This window comes from Kribbella sp. NPDC049174, from assembly GCF_043197365.1.
Taxonomy (GTDB): domain Bacteria; phylum Actinomycetota; class Actinomycetes; order Propionibacteriales; family Kribbellaceae; genus Kribbella.
In genome coordinates this window covers 53879-73722 of the sequence record NZ_JBICSZ010000009.1, presented here as the reverse complement: position 1 = coordinate 73722, position 19844 = coordinate 53879, and the positions used below count along the sequence as shown (strand labels likewise).

Annotated in this window: 25 protein-coding genes and 1 riboswitch; of the genes, 14 read left to right on the top strand and 11 right to left on the bottom strand. The window is 69.3% G+C overall.

From position 1 onward, the window contains the following. Positions 1-13: 13 nt before the first annotated feature. Positions 14-517, bottom strand: a complete 504-nt coding sequence (locus tag ACGFIF_RS34560) for a GNAT family N-acetyltransferase (RefSeq protein ID WP_393160305.1) — start codon at positions 515-517, stop codon at positions 14-16. 72 nt (positions 518-589) lie between these two features. Between ACGFIF_RS34560 and ACGFIF_RS34555 the strand changes: the two genes are divergently transcribed. Next, positions 590-1735, top strand: a complete 1146-nt coding sequence (locus ACGFIF_RS34555) for a calcium:proton antiporter (RefSeq protein ID WP_393160304.1) — start codon at positions 590-592, stop codon at positions 1733-1735. Here the strand turns inward: ACGFIF_RS34555 and ACGFIF_RS34550 are convergent. Both ACGFIF_RS34550 and ACGFIF_RS34545 read right to left on the bottom strand, forming a co-directional pair. Then, positions 1701-3143 (bottom strand): ankyrin repeat domain-containing protein, encoded by a 1443-nt coding sequence (locus ACGFIF_RS34550; protein ID WP_393160303.1) that lies wholly within the window; start codon positions 3141-3143, stop codon positions 1701-1703. The two genes, ACGFIF_RS34555 and ACGFIF_RS34550, sit on opposite strands and share 35 nt — an antisense overlap. Before the next feature lie 144 nt (positions 3144-3287). Then, positions 3288-3653 carry a YybH family protein gene (locus ACGFIF_RS34545; protein WP_393160302.1) on the bottom strand — a complete coding sequence of 122 codons (366 nt, stop codon included), beginning with the start codon at positions 3651-3653 and terminating at the stop codon, positions 3288-3290. Between the two features lie 119 nt (positions 3654-3772). Between ACGFIF_RS34545 and ACGFIF_RS34540 the strand changes: the two genes are divergently transcribed. The 3 genes from ACGFIF_RS34540 to ACGFIF_RS34530 are packed head-to-tail and all read left to right on the top strand — an operon-like array spanning position 3773 to position 5269. Further along, on the top strand, positions 3773-4204 hold the full coding sequence (locus ACGFIF_RS34540; protein WP_393160744.1) for a hypothetical protein: 432 nt from the start codon (positions 3773-3775) through the stop codon (positions 4202-4204). Positions 4205-4206: 2 nt separating this feature from the next. After that, complete coding sequence (locus ACGFIF_RS34535; protein WP_393160301.1) at positions 4207-4629, top strand: thiol-disulfide oxidoreductase DCC family protein; 423 nt, start codon at positions 4207-4209, stop codon at positions 4627-4629. Further along, entirely contained in the window at positions 4601-5269 is a 669-nt protein-coding gene (locus ACGFIF_RS34530; RefSeq protein WP_393160300.1) for a TetR family transcriptional regulator, read from the top strand. The genes ACGFIF_RS34535 and ACGFIF_RS34530 overlap by 29 nt, the downstream gene beginning before the upstream one ends. Here ACGFIF_RS34530 and ACGFIF_RS34525 read toward each other — a convergent pair whose 3' ends face one another. Next, positions 5270-5782: a DinB family protein gene (locus ACGFIF_RS34525; RefSeq protein WP_393160299.1), complete on the bottom strand. Its 513-nt coding sequence runs from the start codon at positions 5780-5782 to the stop codon at positions 5270-5272. It abuts the gene before it with no gap. A 331-nt stretch (positions 5783-6113) separates the two neighbouring features. On the opposite strand from ACGFIF_RS34525, the gene ACGFIF_RS34520 reads away from it, so the two are divergent. From ACGFIF_RS34520 to ACGFIF_RS34505, 4 genes are all read left to right on the top strand, one after another. Continuing rightward, on the top strand, positions 6114-7637 hold the full coding sequence (locus ACGFIF_RS34520) for a DEAD/DEAH box helicase (protein ID WP_393160298.1): 1524 nt from the start codon (positions 6114-6116) through the stop codon (positions 7635-7637). Positions 7638-7709: 72 nt separating this feature from the next. After that, a complete protein-coding gene (locus tag ACGFIF_RS34515) occupies positions 7710-8633 on the top strand; it encodes a phosphotriesterase (RefSeq protein ID WP_393160297.1) in 924 nt (307 codons plus the stop codon). A 30-nt stretch (positions 8634-8663) separates the two neighbouring features. Then, positions 8664-9032 (top strand): DUF1304 domain-containing protein, encoded by a 369-nt coding sequence (locus ACGFIF_RS34510; RefSeq protein ID WP_393160296.1) that lies wholly within the window; start codon positions 8664-8666, stop codon positions 9030-9032. A 41-nt stretch (positions 9033-9073) separates the two neighbouring features. Beyond that, positions 9074-10462, top strand: coding sequence for an MFS transporter (locus tag ACGFIF_RS34505; protein WP_393160295.1), 1389 nt, complete (start codon positions 9074-9076; stop codon positions 10460-10462). Here ACGFIF_RS34505 and ACGFIF_RS34500 read toward each other — a convergent pair. Then, positions 10443-11084 (bottom strand): LysE family translocator, encoded by a 642-nt coding sequence (locus ACGFIF_RS34500; RefSeq protein WP_393160294.1) that lies wholly within the window; start codon positions 11082-11084, stop codon positions 10443-10445. The two genes, ACGFIF_RS34505 and ACGFIF_RS34500, sit on opposite strands and share 20 nt — an antisense overlap. Before the next feature lie 138 nt (positions 11085-11222). After that, a riboswitch (cobalamin riboswitch) is annotated at positions 11223-11288 on the top strand. A gap of 52 nt (positions 11289-11340) precedes the next feature. Here ACGFIF_RS34500 and ACGFIF_RS34495 point away from each other — a divergent pair. The 4 genes from ACGFIF_RS34495 (at position 11341) to ACGFIF_RS34480 (ending at position 13331) form a co-directional block, all read left to right on the top strand. Continuing rightward, the gene (locus tag ACGFIF_RS34495; protein ID WP_393160293.1) at positions 11341-11538 is read left to right on the top strand and encodes a CbtB domain-containing protein; all 198 of its coding nucleotides are present in this window, start codon (positions 11341-11343) and stop codon (positions 11536-11538) included. A 4-nt stretch (positions 11539-11542) separates the two neighbouring features. Next, positions 11543-12292, top strand: coding sequence for a CbtA family protein (locus tag ACGFIF_RS34490; RefSeq protein ID WP_393160292.1), 750 nt, complete (start codon positions 11543-11545; stop codon positions 12290-12292). Then, positions 12289-12837, top strand: coding sequence for a histidine phosphatase family protein (locus tag ACGFIF_RS34485; protein ID WP_393160291.1), 549 nt, complete (start codon positions 12289-12291; stop codon positions 12835-12837). The genes ACGFIF_RS34490 and ACGFIF_RS34485 overlap by 4 nt, the downstream gene beginning before the upstream one ends. Positions 12838-12947: 110 nt before the next feature. Continuing rightward, complete coding sequence (locus ACGFIF_RS34480) at positions 12948-13331, top strand: hypothetical protein (protein WP_393160290.1); 384 nt, start codon at positions 12948-12950, stop codon at positions 13329-13331. 213 nt (positions 13332-13544) lie between these two features. Here ACGFIF_RS34480 and ACGFIF_RS34475 read toward each other — a convergent pair whose 3' ends face one another. Genes ACGFIF_RS34475 through ACGFIF_RS34460 form a run of 4 tightly spaced genes read right to left on the bottom strand, consistent with a single transcriptional unit; the run spans position 13545 to position 16138 of the window. After that, a complete protein-coding gene (locus tag ACGFIF_RS34475; protein WP_393160289.1) occupies positions 13545-13922 on the bottom strand; it encodes a VOC family protein in 378 nt (125 codons plus the stop codon). 9 nt (positions 13923-13931) lie between these two features. Further along, positions 13932-14528 carry a class I SAM-dependent methyltransferase gene (locus ACGFIF_RS34470; RefSeq protein ID WP_393160288.1) on the bottom strand — a complete coding sequence of 199 codons (597 nt, stop codon included), beginning with the start codon at positions 14526-14528 and terminating at the stop codon, positions 13932-13934. Positions 14529-14565: 37 nt separating this feature from the next. Next, a complete protein-coding gene (locus ACGFIF_RS34465; protein ID WP_393160287.1) occupies positions 14566-15417 on the bottom strand; it encodes a fumarylacetoacetate hydrolase family protein in 852 nt (283 codons plus the stop codon). 25 nt (positions 15418-15442) lie between these two features. Continuing rightward, entirely contained in the window at positions 15443-16138 is a 696-nt protein-coding gene (locus tag ACGFIF_RS34460) for a GntR family transcriptional regulator (RefSeq protein ID WP_393160286.1), read from the bottom strand. 106 nt (positions 16139-16244) lie between these two features. Between ACGFIF_RS34460 and ACGFIF_RS34455 the strand changes: the two genes are divergently transcribed. Then, positions 16245-17336, top strand: a complete 1092-nt coding sequence (locus ACGFIF_RS34455; RefSeq protein ID WP_393160285.1) for a mandelate racemase/muconate lactonizing enzyme family protein — start codon at positions 16245-16247, stop codon at positions 17334-17336. A 52-nt stretch (positions 17337-17388) separates the two neighbouring features. Beyond that, positions 17389-18228, top strand: a complete 840-nt coding sequence (locus tag ACGFIF_RS34450) for an amidohydrolase family protein (protein ID WP_393160284.1) — start codon at positions 17389-17391, stop codon at positions 18226-18228. Here ACGFIF_RS34450 and ACGFIF_RS34445 read toward each other — a convergent pair. Then, positions 18225-19346, bottom strand: coding sequence for a DNA polymerase IV (locus tag ACGFIF_RS34445; RefSeq protein ID WP_393160283.1), 1122 nt, complete (start codon positions 19344-19346; stop codon positions 18225-18227). The two genes, ACGFIF_RS34450 and ACGFIF_RS34445, sit on opposite strands and share 4 nt — an antisense overlap. Continuing rightward, positions 19346-19810 carry a GNAT family N-acetyltransferase gene (locus ACGFIF_RS34440; protein WP_393160282.1) on the bottom strand — a complete coding sequence of 155 codons (465 nt, stop codon included), beginning with the start codon at positions 19808-19810 and terminating at the stop codon, positions 19346-19348. The genes ACGFIF_RS34445 and ACGFIF_RS34440 overlap by 1 nt, the downstream gene beginning before the upstream one ends. Positions 19811-19844: the final 34 nt, after the last annotated feature.

The following is a 19844-nucleotide window of genomic DNA, read 5'->3' as shown; positions in this document are numbered from 1 at the left end:
CCAGCGCATGGCCTCAGAGCGGCCGGTGCATCACGTGGAGGCCGACGTACCCGTGCTTGGGGTGGTTGAAGGCCTCGGGCACGGTGCCGATGATGGCGAAGCCGAGCTCCTGCCAGAGGTGGACGGCCGACTCGTTCGTCTCGACCACCGCGTTGAACTGGATCGCCCGGAAGCCTTCGCGGGTCGCCCAGTCGATCATGTCCTCGCACAGCAGCCGCCCGACGCCCTTCCCGCGCGCCGCCGAGTCGACCATGAAGCTCGCGCTGGCGACATGCGAGCCGGGCCCCGGCCGATTCGGATACATGTTGGCACTACCCAGCACGGTGCCGTCGTCATCGACCGCGACCGTGGTCCGGCTCAACGGATCGGCCGACGGCGACATCCAGAGCGCGCGGCCCTGCTCCTCGGTGAGGTCCGGGTCGTAGGCGTAGGTCTCGCGCGCGGTGACGATGTCCTGAAAGAACGGCCAGATCGCCGCCCAGTCGGTCCCTACCGCGTTCCTGATCTGCACTGTCATGGTGCGAGAAGCATCACCTGCGCGGCGGCGGAAGCCAAGCGCATATCGCGGGAGCGAATAGACTCGCTGGGGATGACAAACACGGTGGTCCATGGGTTGCCGCGCTGGAGTCTGGCCGTGCCCCCGCTCGCTCTCGTCGTCCTGGTGCTTTCCTGGGGTCGTGATCTGGGCGCAGTCCTGCTGATCCTGGTCTGCGCCGGTCTCGGGGCCGCTGTGATCGCGGCCGTCCACCACGCCGAAGTGGTCGCCCACCGGGTCGGCGAACCGTTCGGCACGCTGATCCTCGCGCTCGCCGTGACCGTCATCGAGGTCGCCCTGATCGTGACGCTGATGGCGTCCGGCGGTGACAAGGCGTCGACCCTGGCGCGGGACACCGTGTTCGCCGCGGTGATGATCACCTGCAACGGCATCCTCGGGTTGTCCCTCGTCGTCGGCTCGCTGCGGCATCACGTGCAGGAGTTCCGCGTCCGGGCCTCCAACAGCGCGCTGACCGTGATGATCGCGCTGGTCACGCTCAGCCTGGTGCTCCCCACGTTCACCACCAGCGCGCCCGGTCCGCAGTTCAGCGGGCCCCAACTGGCGTTCGCCGGTGTCGTCTCGCTGGTGATGTACGGCGTCTTCGTCTTCGTCCAGACCGTCCGGCACCGCGACTACTTCCTGCCGGTCTCCGCCGGTACGCCGTCCGTGCTGCGGCACCGCGATGTCGACGAGCCGGTCGCGACCGTCGACGAGGACGATGCGGAGCACGCGGCCGCGCCGAGCACGAAGGTCGCGCTGCTCAGTCTCGGACTCCTGTTCGTCTGTCTGGTCTCGGTCGTCGGCCTGGCCAAGACCGTGTCGCCGAGGCTCGAGTCCGCGGTCGAGTCCGCCGGCGCCCCATTGGGCGTTGTCGGTGTCGTCATCGCGCTGCTGGTGTTGCTGCCGGAGACGGTTGCCGCAGTACGTGCCGCACTGCGGAACCGCCTCCAGACCAGCGTCAACCTCGCGCTCGGCTCGGCGCTGGCGAGCATCGGCCTGACCATCCCGGCCATCGCGATCGCCTCCATCTGGCTCAGCGGGCCGCTGGTGCTCGGCCTCGGTGGCAAGGAGATGGTGCTGTTCGCGCTGACCGTGGTGACCAGCATGCTGACGCTGGCCACCGGTCGGGCGACGCTGCTGCAGGGCGCCGTACACCTGATGGTGTTCAGCGCGTTCCTGTTCCTGGCCGTAAGCCCTTGAGGTAGGCAATCGCCTCTTCTTGATGGTTGTGCTCGGCCCAGCCAAGTGCGTCGCCGCCGTACGTCGGATCACGCTGCTCCGGGTCGGCGCCGAGCTCGATGAGCTTCTTCACCGTGTCGAGGTGACCGTAGAGCGCGGCCTGGTGGATCGGCGCGGACCACCCCATGAGGTTGAGGTCGAAGCCCAGACTCTTCAGCGGTTCCAGCGCCTCGGTCCGGCCGATCTCGCCGGCCCGGAACGGCAGATGCGGCTCGCGGGCGACGGCCCGCGCGGCCAGCTCGGGGCTGATGTCCGGGGTCTCACCCCGCATGATCGCCGCGAAGACCTCGTGAACCTCGTCCAGCGGCGCCGCACCGCGAGCGCGCAGCAGCTCGGCGATCTCGGTGTGTCCCTGCACGGCGGCCAGCTCATAGGCCCGGTGGCCGCCGAACCCCGGATGCTCGGTCCCGCGCCCCTCCGGATCGGTGCCTTGGGCAAGCACCAGTTCGACCCGGTGGAGCAGGCCTTCCGAGGACGCGAAGACCAGCTCGTCCTCCAGGAGTTGCTGCGGCGTCGGGTGCGCCGTCGTCATCCGCTCGTGCCACGGACCACCGTCGCCACGGCCCAGCCCGTACTCGATCAGCAGCTCCAGGTGCACGTCGTCGTACGGCGGAGGAGCGCCAGGACCGCAGTTGTACATGGTCTGGCTGTCGTTCGGATCGGCGCCGGCGTCCAGCAGCACGCGGGCGAGCTCGACGCGGTCGCGATGCGGTGGCTGATCGCCTTCGCCCCGGCCGAAGACCCCGGTCAACGCGGTGAACGGCGACGGCAGGCCCTGCCACAGGTAGCCCGCGTTCGGATCCGCGCCATGCTCGAGGAGCAGCCGAGCGATCTCCACCTGATGGGGTGCGTCGAGGCGACTGTAGGTGAGATAGAGCAACGGCTCCCAGCGGTACGGTCCGCCCTCTTCCCTGGCCCGCTGGGGAAGCTCGTCCCGCACGGCGTCCAGCTCGCCCGCCACCACCTTCGTATAGATGTTGCTCAGGGCAATGTCCGGGAAGCGGTCGAGCAGTTGCCGCGCCGAGCGTTGCCGAGCGGGATCGTCCTGCCCGTAGTGCAGGGTCGCCAGCCGGAGAAACTCGTCGGCCCGCTGCTCGGGAGTGTCGAGCGGTCCGCCGATCTCCTGGCGGTGCGGTGAACGGCTGTAGCGGTCGACCAGCTCGAGATGCCGCACGATCCGCGGCCAGCTGGGGAATCCGTAGCTCCGGGCGATCACCAGTTGCGCATCGGCCAGCGACTGCACGGGATGGAACTCGTCGGCCAGCGCGAGGGCCTCGGGTTCGTCGGCACGGACCTGCTTGAGCAAGGTCTTGGCCTGCTTGCGCAGGTGATCCAGGTGCGGGTCGTTCGGGAGATTCCGGGTCGGCATCGCGACCTCCTCTCTACGAGCCTGCTGTCCGCGTCGTCAGGCGAGAAAGGAGGTGAACACCTACCGCACAACTCGATGATCAGGTGGGCTGAGCCCTTCCCGCGGACCGGTGGCACCCTGAGTGCCTACCGAAACTGTAGCCCATCAAGGTTTCTCCATCCACCACTCGACGAACTCGTGCGCGCGGTCCTTGTCGAGCCGGATCACCCACAGGTTGCTGAACTCACTCGGCGGCTGGGTCTGGTACGTCGTCCAGCCGCGGACGAACCCGACACCGTCGCCGAACCCGAGCACCTCGTACTCGAAGGTCGTCTCGCCCGGCGCATCCGAGACCTCCAGCCAGGCCGTCACGATCGCGTCCCGGCCGAGGACCGGCTCCTCATCCGGGCGGCGGTACCACGCGGCGTCCTCGGTCCAGAGTGCCGCGATGTCCGCCGGATCGTTCGACTCCCATGCCTTCCGGTACTTCGCCACCCACCGATCCAGCTGCTTCTCCTTCACGTCCGACATCCTGCCGCAGCACGAGACCCAGCTCACGTCGATCGCTACTTGAACATGTTCAAAAATCGGCCGTAGGCTCAGGCCGTGACTAAATCTGAACGTGTTCAAATTGTGAGGACGTGGTGAGCATGACGGTGGCGACGTACCTGATCTACCTGCTGATCGCGGTGCCGCTGACGATCTGGGTGGCCCGCACGCTGAGCCGGAACGGCCGGATCTTCCTGGTCGACGTGTTCCACGGCAACGAGGACTTCGCCGACGCGGTGAACCGGCTGCTCGTGGTCGGGTTCTACCTGGTCAACCTCGGGTTCGTGACCCTGTTCCTGCGCAGCGATGCCGCTGTCCTGGACGCGCGGGGGGTGTTCGAGCAGCTGAGCGTGAAGCTCGGCATCGTGATGCTCGTACTCGGTGCGCTGCACCTGATGAACGTGTGGATCTTCAACGCGATCCGCCGCCGCAGCCGGATCGAGGAGATGACCAACCCACCGGTGCCGCCGGACAACGTGCTCCCGGCCGGTGCACTGGCCGGCACCGAGCCACCGCCGCGCTTCGGTTACTGATCATGCGCGAGTTGACCGTCCTGTACGACGCGGAGTGTGGACTGTGCCGCCGGTTCAAGGAGTGGCTGGCGGCGCAGCGGCCGGCGCCGAACGGGCAGGGCGGGGTGGTGCGCCTGAGGTTCGTCGCGGCGGGGTCGACGTACGCGAAGGCGCTCTACCCCGAACTGGACCACGCGGCCACACTGCGCGAGGTGACGGTGGTCGCCGATGACGGGTCCGTGTACGTCGGCGACCGGGCGTGGATCGTGTGCCTGTGGACAACCTGGGAGCACCGGCACACCGCCGTACGGCTGGCGAGCCCGGCGATGCGGCCGGTGGCGCGGGCGATGGTCCAGGCGGCAGCCGGGTTGCGCAGCTGGACCAGCGTGCGGGGTGGGGGTGACTACGCTGACCGATGTGACGGAACGTGCGACGTCGAAGGGTGAGCAGACCCGGGACCTGATCCTGTCCACCGCGCTGCGGCTGTTCCGCGAGCAGGGGTACGGCAAGACCACGATGCGTGCGATCGCCACTGAGGCAGGCGTCTCGGTCGGCAACGCGTACTACTACTACAGCTCCAAAGAGCATCTGATGCAGGCGTACTACGACCACCTGCAGGACCAGCACCGGGAAGCCGTGGAGTCGATCCTGGCGTCGGAGAAGTCGTTCGTTCCGCGGTTGACAGGGGTACTGCGGACCTGGCTCGACGTGTCGGCGCCGTACCACGAGTTCGCCGGGACGTTCTTCAAGACGGCGGCGGAACCGAAGAGCCCGCTGTCACCGTTCAGCGAGCAGTCCCGGCCGGCGCGGGAGGCGAGTGTCGAGATCTTCCGCCGGGTGGTCGACGGCTCGGATCTCAAGCTGCCGGCCGACCTGAAGGCGGAGCTACCCGAGTTGCTGTGGCTGATGCAGATGGGGATCGTGCTGTTCTGGGTGCACGACGACAGCGAGGAGTTGCGCCGGACCAAGGCGTTGATCGATCGCTCGGTGCCGCTGGTCGACCGGCTGCTCCGGCTGACCCGGATCCCGGGTGTGCGCGGGGTGGTCAACGACATCGTCGGCCTGATCCGCTCGATCAAGCCCTGACTACTCGCCGGTCAGGCCGTCGATCCGCTCGCGGAGGAGGTCGGCGTGACCGTTGTGGCGGGCGTACTCCTCGATCATGTGGATGTAGACGTAGCGCACCGAGTAGTCGCCCTCGTGACCCGGTCGCAGGAACGTGTGGTCGAGGTCGTACCGCGCGGCGATCTCGTCGGAGGCCTTGACGATCTGCCGGAAGTCGTGGACGTCCTGCTCGGCCTGTGCCGGATCGGTGAGGTCGAAGTCGCCGTCGGGGTGCTCCGCGGACCAGAACTTCGGCTCGGCCGGCAGTTGGGCGAGGGTGCGATGGAACCAGTACTTCTCCACCTCGGTCAGGTGCCGGACCAGACCGATCAGCGACATGCTGGACGGCTCGGCGCTGCGCTGGACCAGCTGCCCAGCGGTCAGGCCGGAGATCTTCCACAGCAGCGTGCCGCGGTGGAAGTCCAGAAAGCCTTGGAGGAGCTCGCGTTCACTTCCGGCCGTGGGGGGATCCACCCGGGATTCCGTCGTAGTCACGGACTGAACCTAGCGGTGTGACGTGTCTCCTGTGCACAACTGACGAGGGTTTGCCCCCGGGTGCCGTAGACTGCTTACGACGGCCCGCCCAGTTCTGCCTCGGGCCGGAGAGCGCAAACACACTGCGCCAGCAGTCGACTACCACGCGCCGCGGCCGGAGCCGCGCCGGGCAGGACGACCCCCCGACATTTTGGAGTACTACATGGCGGTCCGCCGCCCCACGTCCACATCCACGCAATCCGCCCAATCCTCTTCCGCTCCCCGGTCGCGCCCGCGCCGCCGTCGCGGTGCGACCGCCGGCCAGCCGAAGGTTGCTGACAGCAACAACACCGTGACCGCCTCGTACGACGAGGTCGCGCCGATGGTTGTCCCCGACAACCTCACGTTCGCCGATCTCGGCGTACCGGCTTCGCTGGTGTCGGCGCTGTCCGTCACCGGAGTGACCAAGCCGTTCCCGATCCAGGCGGCGACGCTGCCGGATTCGCTGGCCGGTAAGGACGTTCTCGGTCGCGGCCGGACCGGTTCCGGCAAGACCTACGCGTTCGTGCTGCCCGTGCTCGCCCGGCTCGCCGCAAGCAAGTCGAAGCGCCGGGCCAACCACCCCCGGGCGCTGATCCTGGCCCCGACCCGCGAGCTGGCGACCCAGATCCAGGCGTCGATCACCCCGCTGACCGACGCACTCGACCTGCGCACGATGACGATCTTCGGCGGTGTCGGCCACGGCCCGCAGATCACCGGTCTGCGCAAGGGCGCCGACATCGTCGTCGCCTGCCCGGGCCGGCTCGAGGACCACCTCAAGGCCGGTCACGTGAAACTCGACGCGGTCGAGATCACCGTGCTCGACGAGGCCGACCACATGGCCGACCTCGGCTTCCTGCCCGCGGTACGGCGGATCCTCGAGGCGACCCCGAAGAACGCCCAGCGGCTGCTGTTCTCAGCCACGCTGGACGCCGGTGTCGACGTCCTCGTGCAGCGGTTCATGACCGATCCGGTCACGCACAGCGTCGACTCGGCCCGGTCGCCGGTCTCGAAGATGACCCACCACGTGCTGCACGTCCAGGCCGACAGCCGGCTGCCGGTGCTGGTCGACCTGACCGCGGCGCCGGGCCGGACACTCGTCTTCACCCGGACGAAGTACGGCGCCAAGTCGCTCACGAAGAAGCTGATCGCCCAGGGCGTCCCGGCCGTCGAGCTGCACGGCAACCTGTCCCAGGGCGCCCGGACCCGGAACCTCGAAGCCTTCGGCAACGGTACGGCGAAGACGCTGGTGGCCACCGACATCGCGGCGCGGGGTATCCACGTCGACGACGTCGCGCTGGTCATCCACGCGGACCCGCCGATCGAGCACAAGGCGTACCTGCACCGCTCCGGCCGTACCGCCCGCGCGGGAGCCGAGGGCACCGTCATCACCTTGATGACGGACGACCAGGTCCGCGATGTCCGCGACCTGACCCGCAAGGCCGGTATCGCCGCGAAGGTCACCAAACTCACCACCGGCGACCCGCTGCTCACCAAGCTGGCTCCCGGCGAACGCATCTTCGTCGAGCCGCCGGCCAGGGCTGCCCAACCGGAACGCGACAACGTCTCCGCCGGTCGTGGGTCGGGCCGCGGGAGCCGTCGCCGCGCCCCCCAGTCGAGCGGCGAGCGGTCCGGCGGTCAGCGGTCTGGCGGTCAGCGGTCTGGTGAGGCCGGCGCTGCCAAGGCAGGCCGCCCGGCGCGTGGTCGCGGCCGCACCAAGTCCGCGAGCACGCCGAAGACCTACAGCACCAGCACCCCGGGAGCCGGCGCCCGCACCGCCGGAGCAGCCGCGTTCTCCGCCGGCAGCCGCGCCGGCGCATCCCGCCGCGGTCGCTGAACGTCCGTCCGTTGAGAGGCCTGGTCAGGCATTGCCTGACCAGGCCTGTCGCAACTCCGTTACGTTGGTAACGTGCCAACCGTTACAGCGATCAGGACAGTCCGCGGCGACATGCCGCCGGGGCAGCTCGGTGTCTGCGACTCGCATGATCACCTGTTCTTCCGTACGGCGGTGTTGCCAGGCCAGGAGCTGGACGACGCGGACGCGGCGCTCGCGGAGACGCGCAACTTCGCCGCGGCCGGTGGACGGGCGATCGTGCAATGGACACCGCATGGGTTGGGGCGGCGGGCTGGGTTGCTGCCCGGGATCTCAACCAGTACAGGGGTTTCGGTCGTCGCGGCGACCGGGCTGCATCGGGCTGAGCACTACCCGGCCGGCTTCGTCGAGGCGGTGCGGTCCCGGCTGGCGGAGATCTTCGTCACCGAGCTCATCGTTGGCATCGGCAACAGTTCGGTGCGGGCCGGGTTGATCAAGGTGGCCGGTGGGTTCCATCTGCTGGACGCGCATGCCCGGTTGGTGATGCGGGCCGCGGCCGAGGCGCATCACGCCACCGGTGCGCCGATCGGGGTGCATCACGAGCTCGGCTCGGCGGCGGACGCCGTACTGGATCTGCTGGTCGACGAACTCGCCGTACCGCCGTCGAGTGTGATCCTCGGGCATCTGAATCGGTCGCCTGATCATCGTGTCCATCGGGAGTTGGCCGAGCGGGGTGCGTGGCTGGCGTTCGACGGGCCGTCCCGGGCCAACAACGCGACCGATCCGTGGCTGCTGGATTGCCTGGCTGCCCTCGTCGATGCCGGGTACGGCGACCGCCTGCTGCTCGGCGGCGACACCACGACCGCGCGGGCCCGGGCAGCGACCGGCGAAGGGCCGGGCATCCCGTATCTGCTCACTCACCTGCGGCCGCGGATCGAGCGTCACCTCGGCGCCGACGTGGCGGAGGCTGCCTTCGTGGCGAACCCGGCGCGCGCGTTCGCGGCGGAGTGGCGAGCCTGACCGCCGGTCACCCGGCGGTACCGTGCGGCCATGAGTGTGATCGCGCAGGTGTTCGTCGTCGTGGCGGGGGTCTTCCATCTGGCGGTGTTCGCGATGGAGAGCCTGTTGTTCCGGAAGCCGAGCACGTACCGGCGGTTCCTCGTCAAGGACGACGCGGAGGCCGCGATCGCGCGGCCGTGGGCGTTCAACCAGGGCTTCTACAACCTGTTCCTGGCCCTCGGGGCGCTCGGCGGCCTGATCGCGGGCGGTGACAAGGGGCACGCGATCGCGCTCTTCAGCTGCGCGTGCATGGCCGGCGCCGGGATCGTCCTGATCGCCTCCGACCGCCGGATGGTTCAGGCCGCCGCCTCGCAGGCCGGCCCGCCGATCCTCGCGCTGGTGCTGGCCGCCGTACTCTGAGGGTTGACTTAAAGTCCACTTGATGTCCGAGGGTTCTCGGCATGACCACGACAGCCGCGGACCCGAACAGCACCGAAACCGACGCCACGACCGGTGGGGTGCTCTCGCCGCAGTACCGGGCGCTGACCGTCGGGATGGTCGCGCTGATCACCCTGGTCGCGTTCGAATCCCTGGCGGTCACGACCGCGATGCCGACCGTCGCCCAAGCGCTCGACGGGCTGTACCTGTACGCCCTCGCGTTCGGCGGACCGCTCGCGTCCGGTGTGGTGGCGATGGTCATCTCCGGCACCTGGAGCGACCTCAAAGGCCCGACCCGGCCGCTGTGGCACGGCACCGCCTGGTTCCTCGCCGGCCTGATGATCGCCGGCCTGGCACCGACGATGGAGGTCCTGGTCGTCGGCCGCATCATCCAAGGCTTCGGGTCCGGCCTACTCACGGTCGCCCTGTACGTCGTGGTCGGCCAGCTGTACCCGGCCAGGCTGCGGCCCCGCATCTTCGCCGCGTTCGCCACCGGCTGGGTCGTTCCCTCGCTGGTCGGCCCGGCGATCGCCGGTTTGATCGTCGAGCACGCCAACTGGCGGATCGTCTTCCTCGCGGTACCGGCCATCGCGATCCCGGCGGCGCTCGTGATGCGCCCGGGACTGGCCCGCGGCAACGCGCAGGAAGCACGGACGGGTCGACTCTGGGACAAGCGGGCGCTCTGGGCGGTTGCGGCCGCGGTCGGTGTCGGCCTGCTCCACTACGGCGGCCAGCAGCACGGCGGTCTCCAGCTCGTACTGCTCGCCATCGGTCTGGCCGGTATTGTCGCGTTCGCGCCGAAGCTCCTGCCCAGCGGCACCTTCGCCTTCAAGCCCGGGCTGCCGTCGGTCGTCGCCCTCCGAGGCCTGGTCGCCGCGGCCGGATTCGGCGCTGAGGTGTTCCTGCCGCTGATGCTCACCCGGGAGCGCGGTCTGTCCCCGGCTGTCGCCGGCCTGGTGCTGACCGTCAGTGCGCTGAGCTGGACCGCCGCCTCGTGGTACCGCGGCCGACCGAATCAGCCGTTCTCCCACGCGGTCTTCCTGCAGGCGGGGATGGTCGCGATCCTGCTCGGCATCGTCACCGCGGCCCTGACCCTGAACGAGAACGTCCCGGTCGTCGTCGGCATCCTCGGCTGGAGCCTGACCGGTCTCGGGATGGGGACGGTCTTCCCGACCCTGTCGGTGCTGGTGCTCGAGTACTCCGAGCGGGACGAGCAAGGCGCCAACAGCTCCGCGCTGCAGCTCAGCGACTCGTTGTCCACTGCAACAGTCCTGGCCGTCGGCGGCTCTCTCTTCGCCGCCCTCGAGCCACACTCCGCCATGACGGCGTACCTGGTCGCCTTCGGTCTCCCCGCCCTGCTCGCGTTGCTCGGCGTACAGGCCGGTCGGCGTACTACTCCTTCGAGCCTGTGACGGCGATGCTCGCACCCAGGCCGATGATCATCAGGCCGCCGGTGCCACCGACCAGCTCGAGCCGGCGAGGTGAGCGGGCGAACCACTCGCGGGCGGTGCCGGCGACGAGCGCCCAGACACTGTCCGAGACGAGGGCGATCAGGATGAAGATCAGGCCGAGCAGCAGGATCTGGAGCCACGCCGGGCTGCTCGCGCTCTTGTCGACGAACTGCGGCAGGGCGGCAGCGAAGAAGACCGCCGTCTTGGCGTTGGTGACCCCGACCAGGAACCCCTGACGCATCGTCCGGCGGCTGTTGCCCGGCTTCACGCCACTCGTCATCGCCGCCACCAGCGACTTGCGGGTGCGGAAGGCGTGCACGCCGAGATAGATCAGGTACGCCGCGCCGGCCAGCTTCACCATGGTCAGGGCGACCGCGCTGGCGGCGATCAGGGTGCCGAGGCCGAGGGCGACCGCGATCAGCATCACGGCCGCGCCGATGGTGTTGCCGACCATCGTCAGCACCGCCTCGCGCCGCCCGACGGCCAGTGCGCGGCCGACGATGAACAGCACGCTCGGACCGGGCACGACGATGATGATGAACGCGGTGATCGCGAAGGCGACGAGGTGATGAGCGGACGGCATCTCCTCAGAGTAGGTGCCGCACCGCCGGAGCGCAGCGGAGAATCCGCCGGGTGGGATACGTCACCGCCACGCCGTAGCTCGTTGACCCTTGCCGAAGCCCACCGCTACGGTGCGGGAGACAACCTGCGGTGCCATGAGGGAAGCCGGTGCAAGTCCGGCACGGCCGCGCCACTGTGAGCGAGCTCAGCTCGTGAGTCAGGACGCTCGGGCACCAGCAGCCTTTCGAAGGGGACGCGCACTTCCCCAGGAGGTTCTGATGGCAGTTCCTGCCCGCACTGTCGCCGTACCGGCCATTTCACCCCGTCTGCTCGCTGTGGCGCTGCTCAGCGTCGGTCTGATGCTCGTGCTCGGCTATCTGGTCGCGTTCGACCAGGGCGCCGTGTCTCAGTCGGGCATGTACCTGCACGAGCTGATGCACGACGGCCGCCACCTGCTCGGCGTCCCCTGCCACTAGACGCATGCGCACCTTCGGATCGCTCCTGGTGCGCGGACTGATCGTCGGACTCTTCGCCGGCCTGTTGGCCGGAGCATTCGCGTACACGATGGGCGAACCACACATCGATGCCGCGATCGCGATCGAGGAAGCCGGTGCCGCGCACACCCACGACCATGGCGATGCTGCCGCATCGTCCGAAGCGGAAGGACCGCTCGTCAGCCGCGACGGCCAGCGAGCAGGGCTCTTCCTCGCCACCGCCCTGTACGGCGTCGCCCTCGGCGGCATCTTCGCCGTCGGCTTCACCCTGCTCCGGCGCAAGCTGCGGACCGGCAACGACTCGTACGCCGCGCTGGGCCTGGCCGCGGCCGGATTCATCGGGATCGTGCTCGTGCCGTTCCTGAAGTACCCGCCGAACCCGCCGGCGGTCGGCGACCCCGAGACGATCACCCGCCGGACCGTCACCTACCTGCTGACGCTGGTGATCGGCCTGCTCGCGGTCTGGGCCGGCGTCGCCGCCTCCCGATGGGCAGCCCGGTACGGCGACATCGCCCGGCTGGCCGGTGGGGTCGCGGCCTTCCTCGTCACGATCGTGGCGGCGTACCTGATCCTGCCCTCGATCAACGAGGTTCCGGGGTCGTTCCCCGCTACGCTGCTGTGGCAGTTCCGGTTCGCCTCACTCGGCACGCAGGCGACCCTGTGGCTCCTGCTCGGATTCGGGTACGCCGCCGCGGTGGACCGCCGGCTGTCCCGACAGAAGGTGGTAGCTGCTTGAGTGCCTTGATGCTGGTCGCCCATGCCCTGACCCCCGCGCTGCGTGGCCTCGTCCTCGGTGGTGACGCCGAGCCGGACCACGCGAGCCTGTCGGCGGCCCGTGAGCTCAAGCTCGAGGCCGACGCCGCGTACGCCGGGCCGGAGCAGGCAGCCGTACGCACGGCTGAAGCGCTCGGCCTGACCGCCGTGGTCGAGCCGGCGCTGCGGGACCGCGAGTACGGCGAATGGGCCGGCCGCGAGCTCGAGGAGTTGCTGGCCGCCGAGCCGGAGCGGGTCGCCGCCTGGCTCGAGCGGCCGCACACCGCCACGCCCGGCGGCGAGACCGAGAACGACGTACTGATCCGGGTCGCGGACTGGCTCGGCGACCTCGCTCAGCGCGACGACCGCAGTACGGCCGTGGCCGTGGTCCACCCGGCGGTGGTCCGGGCGGTCGTCCTGTACGTGCTCGACGCACCGGCCGAGTCGCTCCGCCACGTGGACGTCCGCCCACTTGCCGCGGTCACCTTCACCCACCACGCCGGCTCCTGGTCACTGGCGTTCCACTGACCCCGGGCGGGGGATCGCCGGTGCTCGTGGCACAGGACTCGCGGCGCGACGTCGCGGGGAGTCGCGGTCTAGGTGTATGACGGGTGGTGTCACCGAAAGGACCCACGCGTATGACGCTCACGCAGTCCCGGAACTTCCTCCGCTCGGAACTGGTCGCGGTCGCGGCGATCGTCGTACCGGACCAGACACCCGCGGTGACACAGGACGTCGGTCCGGTGAGCCAGGGAGCGCTGTCCGACGACCGCGGCCCCGAGTCCGTGTGCACGATCACGGTCGAGACCGGCGACCCGACCTCGCCGGACCCGAAGGCGCTGATCACCTTCGCCGCCGAGACCCTGGAGTCCCGCGGCTGGAAGGTCGAGACCGAACCGGCCGACGACGACAAGTACCGCGTCACCGCCCACCGCGACGGCTACGACCTCGCCGTCGACGCCCGCAGCACCGACTGGCGGATCACCTTCACGGGTCAGACTCCGTACGTGGACGACCTGTAAAGGTTCTCTCCCACGCGTGCTACGCCGTCGCTCCTAATGAGCGCGCGGTCGAACACTCGGCCGACCGCTGTCCGCAGGACGTCTGTCCGTCACGCCGCTCCTGAGTCACCGATGCTCGCCACCTCATCACGGGTCGTTCGCTGACGGGCGCCGGCCCGTGTAGCCAACCGCGCGACGAAGGAGCGACTGTGTAGCACGCGTGGGACAGATCCGTCAGCTGGTGGCAGCCCGTTCGGCCGCGCTGCGGAGGACGCAGAACTCGTTGCCTTCGGGGTCGTGCATGGTGACCCAGCCGGTGCCGTCGGGTTCGCGGTGGTCGTGGGCGATGGTGGCGCCGAGGGTGAGCAGCCACTCGACCTCCTCGTCGCGCGGGCCGTCCGGTTCGAGGTCGAGGTGGACCCGGTTCTTGACCGCCTTCTCGTCGTTGTTCTGTTCGAACAGCAACGTCATCTTGTCCGTCACGACGGCGGCGTACGGGTCGCCCGGCTGGTCGTCGTCCGGTCGGGGTGCCTTCAGCACCTTCAGCCAGAAGCCGGCCAGCTCATACGGGTTGTGGGAGTCGAAGGTCACCGTTCGCACGCGAGATGTCATGCGCGGAGACTACTTCCGGAAGAGCAGGCAGTCCTGCGGGATGACCGGGTCCGGGGAGGGCGTGAAGCCGGCGGCGACGGCAATCTCGGACAGGCGCTCGGGTTGCCAGCGATGGACGTGCACATTCATCGGATGGCCGCCGTACCCGGTGGTCTTGTGGGTGGACTCGTCGCCGAGGTGGAACCCGAGCAGGAGGATCCCGCCCGGCGCCAGGACGCGGTGGAACTCGGCGAACGCCTGCGGGACCACGTCACGCGGTAGGTGGATGATCGACCACCATGAGATCACACCGCCGAGCCCGGCGGCCGGCAGGTCCAGCGCCGTCATCGAGCCGACCCGGTAGTCCAGGTCCGGATGGTCTCGCCGGGCGACCTCGATCATGCCGGGGGACAGGTCGATGCCGGTCACCTGTAGGCCGCGCTCGGCCAGCAGGCTGACGACCCGGCCGGGGCCGCACCCGACGTCCAGCACCGGCCGCCCGTCGGCGAGCTTCGCGAACAGGTCCAGAGCGTCGGCCTCGAACGACGGACCGTCCTGCACGAGTTCGGCGTACGAGGGGGCGACGGTGTCGTACGACGTCCGGATGTCGTCGAGAAAATCTGTCACCCGGCCGACCCTAGGACCGGCCGGGGACAGTTTCGGTTCAGGCCTTGCCGAGGGACTGCCGCTGCTTGCCGAGACCCTGGATCTCCAGCTCCATCGTGTCGCCGGGGGCCAGGTACGGGAAGCGGCCGGACAGGGCGACGCCTTCCGGGGTGCCGGTGTTGACGATGTCGCCCGGGCTGAGCGTCATGTACTGCGACAGGTCGCGGATCAGCGCCGCCACGGAGAAGATCATGTCCCGGGTGTTCGAGGCCTGGCGCGGCTCGCCGTTCACCCAGGACTTCAGGTCGAGGTTCTGCACGTCGCCGACCTCGTCCGCCGGGACCAGCGCCGGGCCGAGCGGGTTGAAGGTCTCGCAGCATTTGCCCTTGGACCACTGCCCGCCGGACTGCTCGATCTGGAAGGCGCGCTCGGACACATCGTTCGAGACGGCGTACCCGGCGACGCAGGCCAGGGCCTCCTCGTCGGAGTCGACGTACCGGGCCTCCTTGCCGATGACGACGGCGAGCTCGACCTCCCAGTCGGTCTTGGTCGCGCCGCGCGGCACGAGCACCTCGTCGTACGGGCCGACGACGGTGTTCGGGTGCTTGAAGAAGACGATCGGCTGCTTCGGCGGCTCGGCACCGGACTCGGCCGCGTGGGCGGCGTAGTTCTGGCCGATGCAGACCACCGCGGCCGGCCGGGCGATCGGGGCGCCGATCCGCAGGCCCTCCACGTCGACGACCGGGAGCTCACCGGCCTCCAGGGCGGTCCGGGCGCGGGCGATGCCGTCGGAGGCGAGGAAGGCCCCGTCGATGTCGGCGGTGATCGAGCTCAGATCGTGAACGGTGCCGTCGGCGGCGCGCACGTACGGGCGCTCCTCGCCGACCGCGCCGAGGCGCAGCAGTTCCACAGGTATCTCCCTGGATGAGGACGGATCACACTTTGTCGAACATCGGCCGCAACCGGGCCCGGGAGGCCTCGATATGCGCCCGCATCGCGGCGGCCGCTTCAGCCGGATCGCCCTTGCGGACCGCGGTCACCACCGTCTTGTGCTCTCGCAACGCCTTCGTCGCGATGCCGCCACCGTAGTACAGCCGGAACAGGTGCAGGTGGCAGTGTGTCCGGGCGAAGGACAGCCGGGCCGTCTCGTTCCCGGACAGCTCCAGGACCAGGTCGTGGAACCGCTGGTCGTGCGCTGCCATCGCCTTGTAGCTCTCGTACGCGGGCCGGTCCGGTACGTCGGTGTAGCTCAGCATCTCCGCCTTGAGCCGGGCCAGGTCCTCGGCGCCGGCCCGCTCGGCGGCGCGCCCGGCCGCCCACGGCTCGATGTGCAACCGGTACTCGAACAGGTCCTCGAACTCGGCCGGTGTCAGCCGGGACGACACCCGGTAACCGCGCAGCGGCTCCTTGATCACCAGACCGTCGGACTCCAGCCGGGCCAGCGACTCCCGGATCGGGGTCTGCGAGATGCCCAGCTCGCGGGTCAGCGCGTCGATGTTCAGCCGGGTGCCCGGCTCGACCACGCTGTCCATGATCAGGCCCTTGACCGTCTCGTAGACGTCATCGCTCAGTACCTGTCGCTGGGGCAGGCGCGTGAGCTGCCCCGCCAGACCCACATGCGCATCCGTCACAGTCGCTCCTCCCGGGAAGCCCTCATTCTGCCCCACTCTTGACGGCTCCAGTGTGAAGCGGCAGCATCAGCTTCGCAATATCCTATAGGATCTGGGAGGCATCACGGTGAGTACGGCGATCGTCCGGGCCGAGGCGTTCCTGGTCGACCTCGAGGTCGAGACGGTCCGGACCGACGCGGTGCAGTCGTTCCTCAAGCAGGAGACGATCTTCGTCTCGCTGGAGACGGCCGACGGGCTCAGCGGACTGGGGTACTCCTACACGATCGGCACCGGCGGCACCGCCGTACTCGCACTGCTGCGGGACCATCTACTGCCGCGCCTGGCCGGCGTGGACGCGCGCAACGTCGAGGCGGTCTGGTCGGACCTGTTCTGGTCTACCCATGCGACCACGGTCGGGGCGATCACCTCGCTCGCGCTCGCGGCCGTCGACACCGCGTTGTGGGACCTGCGCTGCCTGCGGGCCGGCGAACCGTTGTGGCGGCTGGCCGGCGGCTACCGGCAACGAGTTCCGCTGTACGACACCGAGGGCGGATGGTTGCACCTGACCACCGACCAACTGGTCGCGGGCGCGCTGGCGTCGCAGAAGGCGGGCTGGCCCGGCGTCAAGCTGAAGGTCGGCAAGCCCCGGGTGCACGAGGACCTCGAGCGGCTGCTGGCCGTGCGGGAGGCGGTCGGGCCGGGGCTGGACATCATGGTCGACGCCAATCAGTCGATGACGTATCCCGAGGCTCGCCGTCGGGCCGCGGCGTTCGAGGCGGTGGATCTGTCCTGGTTCGAGGAGCCGCTGCCGGCCGACGACGTGACCGGACACGTTCGCCTGGCCGAGTCCACCTCGATCCCGATCGCGGTCGGTGAGTCGCTGTACTCCGTGTCGCAGTTCCGGGAGTACGTCGCTGCCGGAGGGGCCGGGATCGTCCAGGTCGACGTGGCCCGGGTCGGCGGGATCACGCCGTGGCTGAAGGTCGCGCATCTGGCCGAGACGTTCAACCTGGAAGTCTGTCCACACTTCCTGATGGAACTGCATGTCAGCCTGACGGCCGCCGTACCGAACGGCCGGTACGTCGAGCACATCCCGCAGTTGCGGGCGATCACGCGGTCCGAGATGGCCGTGGCCGACGGTCATGCGGTGGCTCCGGACACGCCGGGGCTCGGGATCGAGTGGGACCGGGACGCGATCGACGACCGGCGCGTCGGGTGACCGCCGGCGTACGGCTACGGTGTCGGGTGATCTCGGAAAGGACCACAGTCGGATGAGCAGAGTCGACGCGCACCATCACATCTGGGACCTGACCGTCCGCGAGCAGAGCTGGATGGCCGGTCCCGAGATGGATCCGATCCGGCGGAGCTTCTCCATCGACGACCTGGCTCCGCAGGCCGCGGCCGCCGACATCACCGCGACCGTCCTGGTCCAGACCGTCGGTCTGGTCGACGAGACCGTCGAGTTCCTGGAGGTTGCTGCCAGCAACGACCTGGTCGCGGGCGTGGTCGGCTGGGTGGACCTGGCCGCTCCCGACGTGGCGGACGCCCTGACCGGATTGCAGGCCCGGCCGGACGGCTCGTATCTGAAGGGCATCCGTCACCAGGTTCACGACGAGCCGGACGTCGACTGGCTCCTCCGCCCCGACGTTCAGCGCGGCCTGGCCGCCGTAGCCGACGCCGGTCTCGTCTACGACCTCCTGACCAAACCCCCACACCTCCCGGCCGCCATCGAAACCGTCCGGGCCCTCCCCGGGCTGACCTTCGTCGTCGACCACATCTCCAAGCCGGCCATCGGCGATCCGTTGGACCCGTGGGCCACCGACCTCCGCCAGTTGGCCGCCCTCCCCAACGTCACCTGCAAACTCTCCGGCATGGTCACCGAGGCCTCCTGGACCGACTGGAAACCGTCCGACCTCCAGCCGTACGCCGACGTGGTCCTCGACGCCTTCGGCCCGGACCGCGTCATGTTCGGCTCCGACTGGCCCGTCTGCCTCCTGGCCGCCACGTACGCCGACGTCGTCCAGGCGGCCGAGACCCTCACCGCCAACCTGACCCCACCCGAGCGCGAAGCAGTTTTCACGTCCACCGCTACCCGCACCTACAACCTCTAGGACCCGTCGGCGCCCGGCGCGAACTCCACTCGGACGCCCAGCAGACGGACCGGCCGCTTGAGTTCGAACTTCTCCAGGAGGGCGAGGGCTGTGGTGGCGATGACCTCGGGGTCCTGGGTGATTTCGGGGAGTTTGCGGCTCTTGATGGGGGTGTAGAAGCTGGTGAAGCGGATCTTGACCCAGATGCGTTGGATGCTGCGGCCCTCGGCGACCACGTCGCGGGTGACCTCGACGGCGATCCGGCGGAGTTGTTCCTCGACCTCGGCGCGGTCGGCCAAGTCGAGTGGGAAGGTCTCCTCGCGGCTGCGGGACACGGGTTCGCGGGGCACGTCGGTGACCTCGGTGTCGCCGAGTCCACGGCCGAGGGCGGCGTACCAGGCTCCCATCTTCGGGCCGAAGCGTTTGCGGAGAACGTCGAGGTCCGCGGCGGCGAGGTCGGCCACGGTGACGACGCCGAGCTCGTTCAGGTTGCGTTCCATCCGGCTGCCGATACCCCAGAGTTCGCGCACCGCCCGGTGGTCCATCACCTCGCGCCAGTTGTCACCGGTCAGCCGGTAGACGCCCTCGACATCGCGCCGGCCCGGCGACGCGTCCGTCGTACCCGCCTCCTCGAACGGGACCGCGTGCGACCGCGGCTGCTTCGCGAACGTGGTCGCGAGCTTGGCCCGGACCTTGTTGTCGCCGATGCCGATCGAGCAGGTGAGCGTCGTCCGCTCGAACACCGCCGCGCGCAGGTCGGCGGCGAGTTGCTCGGGGTCGTCGGTCTCCGCCCCGACGAAGCACTCGTCCCAGCCCCAGACCTCGACCACCACCGGGAACGACCGCAGCGTGTCCATCACCTCGGTCGACGCGGCTTCATAAGCCGTCGGATCCGAAGGCAGGTAGACCGCCTGCGGACACCGCTTGTACGCCGCCCGCACCGGCATCCCCGAGTGCACACCGAACTCCCGGGCCTCGTACGACGCGGTGGCAACGACCTGCCGTGGCTGAGTCGGATCACCCGACCCGCCGACCACCACCGGCAAGCCCTTCAGCTCCGGCCGGCGCCGGATCTCCACAGCCGCGATGAACTGATCCATGTCCACATGCAGGACCCACCAGTTCGCCGCGTCGCTCATCAGAGTTGTTTGCGCATCTGCTGCGAGGTGACGGTGTAGCCGAGGGAGGTGTAGAGGTTGATCGCGGTGGTGTTGTTGCCGAACACGTTCAGGTCCAGCTGGCTGTGGCCGAGGCGGCGGCACTCCTCCTCGCCGGCGAGCATGATCGAGCGGCCGTAGCCCTTGCCGCGATGCTTCTCGTCGACCTCGAGGCCGTAGATGAACGGGATCCGCGTCTTGGTGGTGATCCACAGGCTGCCGACCGGCTCGTCACCGTCGCAGGCCATCCAGATCACGTGCTTCTCGGTGTCCCGCCCGTCGGGCAGCAGCTTCTCCACTTCACGGTGAGCGACCTCGATCGCCTCCTCGGGGCTCAGCCCGCGAGCCGGTCCCATCCCGGCGGCGAACGACTCGGCGTTGTGGTGTCTCCAGACCTCGAACTCTGTCTCGGTCATCGGGCGGAGCGTCACGGGCGGCGTGGTCATCTGCCGACCATAGCGCCGGGGTTTGCGCGGCGGG

Bases quoted from the DNA above. Each gene is read 5' to 3' on its own strand.
- ACGFIF_RS34560 (WP_393160305.1), bottom strand. From the start codon at position 517: ATGACAGTGCAGATCAGGAACGCGGTAGGGACCGACTGGGCGGCGATC.
- ACGFIF_RS34555 (WP_393160304.1), top strand. From the start codon at position 590: ATGACAAACACGGTGGTCCATGGGTTGCCGCGCTGGAGTCTGGCCGTG.
- ACGFIF_RS34550 (WP_393160303.1), bottom strand. From the start codon at position 3,143: ATGCCGACCCGGAATCTCCCGAACGACCCGCACCTGGATCACCTGCGC.
- ACGFIF_RS34545 (WP_393160302.1), bottom strand. From the start codon at position 3,653: ATGTCGGACGTGAAGGAGAAGCAGCTGGATCGGTGGGTGGCGAAGTAC.
- ACGFIF_RS34540 (WP_393160744.1), top strand. From the start codon at position 3,773: ATGACGGTGGCGACGTACCTGATCTACCTGCTGATCGCGGTGCCGCTG.
- ACGFIF_RS34535 (WP_393160301.1), top strand. From the start codon at position 4,207: ATGCGCGAGTTGACCGTCCTGTACGACGCGGAGTGTGGACTGTGCCGC.
- ACGFIF_RS34510 (WP_393160296.1), top strand. From the start codon at position 8,664: ATGAGTGTGATCGCGCAGGTGTTCGTCGTCGTGGCGGGGGTCTTCCAT.
- ACGFIF_RS34505 (WP_393160295.1), top strand. From the start codon at position 9,074: ATGACCACGACAGCCGCGGACCCGAACAGCACCGAAACCGACGCCACG.
- ACGFIF_RS34500 (WP_393160294.1), bottom strand. From the start codon at position 11,084: ATGCCGTCCGCTCATCACCTCGTCGCCTTCGCGATCACCGCGTTCATC.
- ACGFIF_RS34495 (WP_393160293.1), top strand. From the start codon at position 11,341: ATGGCAGTTCCTGCCCGCACTGTCGCCGTACCGGCCATTTCACCCCGT.
- ACGFIF_RS34490 (WP_393160292.1), top strand. From the start codon at position 11,543: ATGCGCACCTTCGGATCGCTCCTGGTGCGCGGACTGATCGTCGGACTC.
- ACGFIF_RS34480 (WP_393160290.1), top strand. From the start codon at position 12,948: ATGACGCTCACGCAGTCCCGGAACTTCCTCCGCTCGGAACTGGTCGCG.
- ACGFIF_RS34475 (WP_393160289.1), bottom strand. From the start codon at position 13,922: ATGACATCTCGCGTGCGAACGGTGACCTTCGACTCCCACAACCCGTAT.
- ACGFIF_RS34450 (WP_393160284.1), top strand. From the start codon at position 17,389: ATGAGCAGAGTCGACGCGCACCATCACATCTGGGACCTGACCGTCCGC.
- ACGFIF_RS34445 (WP_393160283.1), bottom strand. From the start codon at position 19,346: ATGAGCGACGCGGCGAACTGGTGGGTCCTGCATGTGGACATGGATCAG.
- ACGFIF_RS34440 (WP_393160282.1), bottom strand. From the start codon at position 19,810: ATGACCACGCCGCCCGTGACGCTCCGCCCGATGACCGAGACAGAGTTC.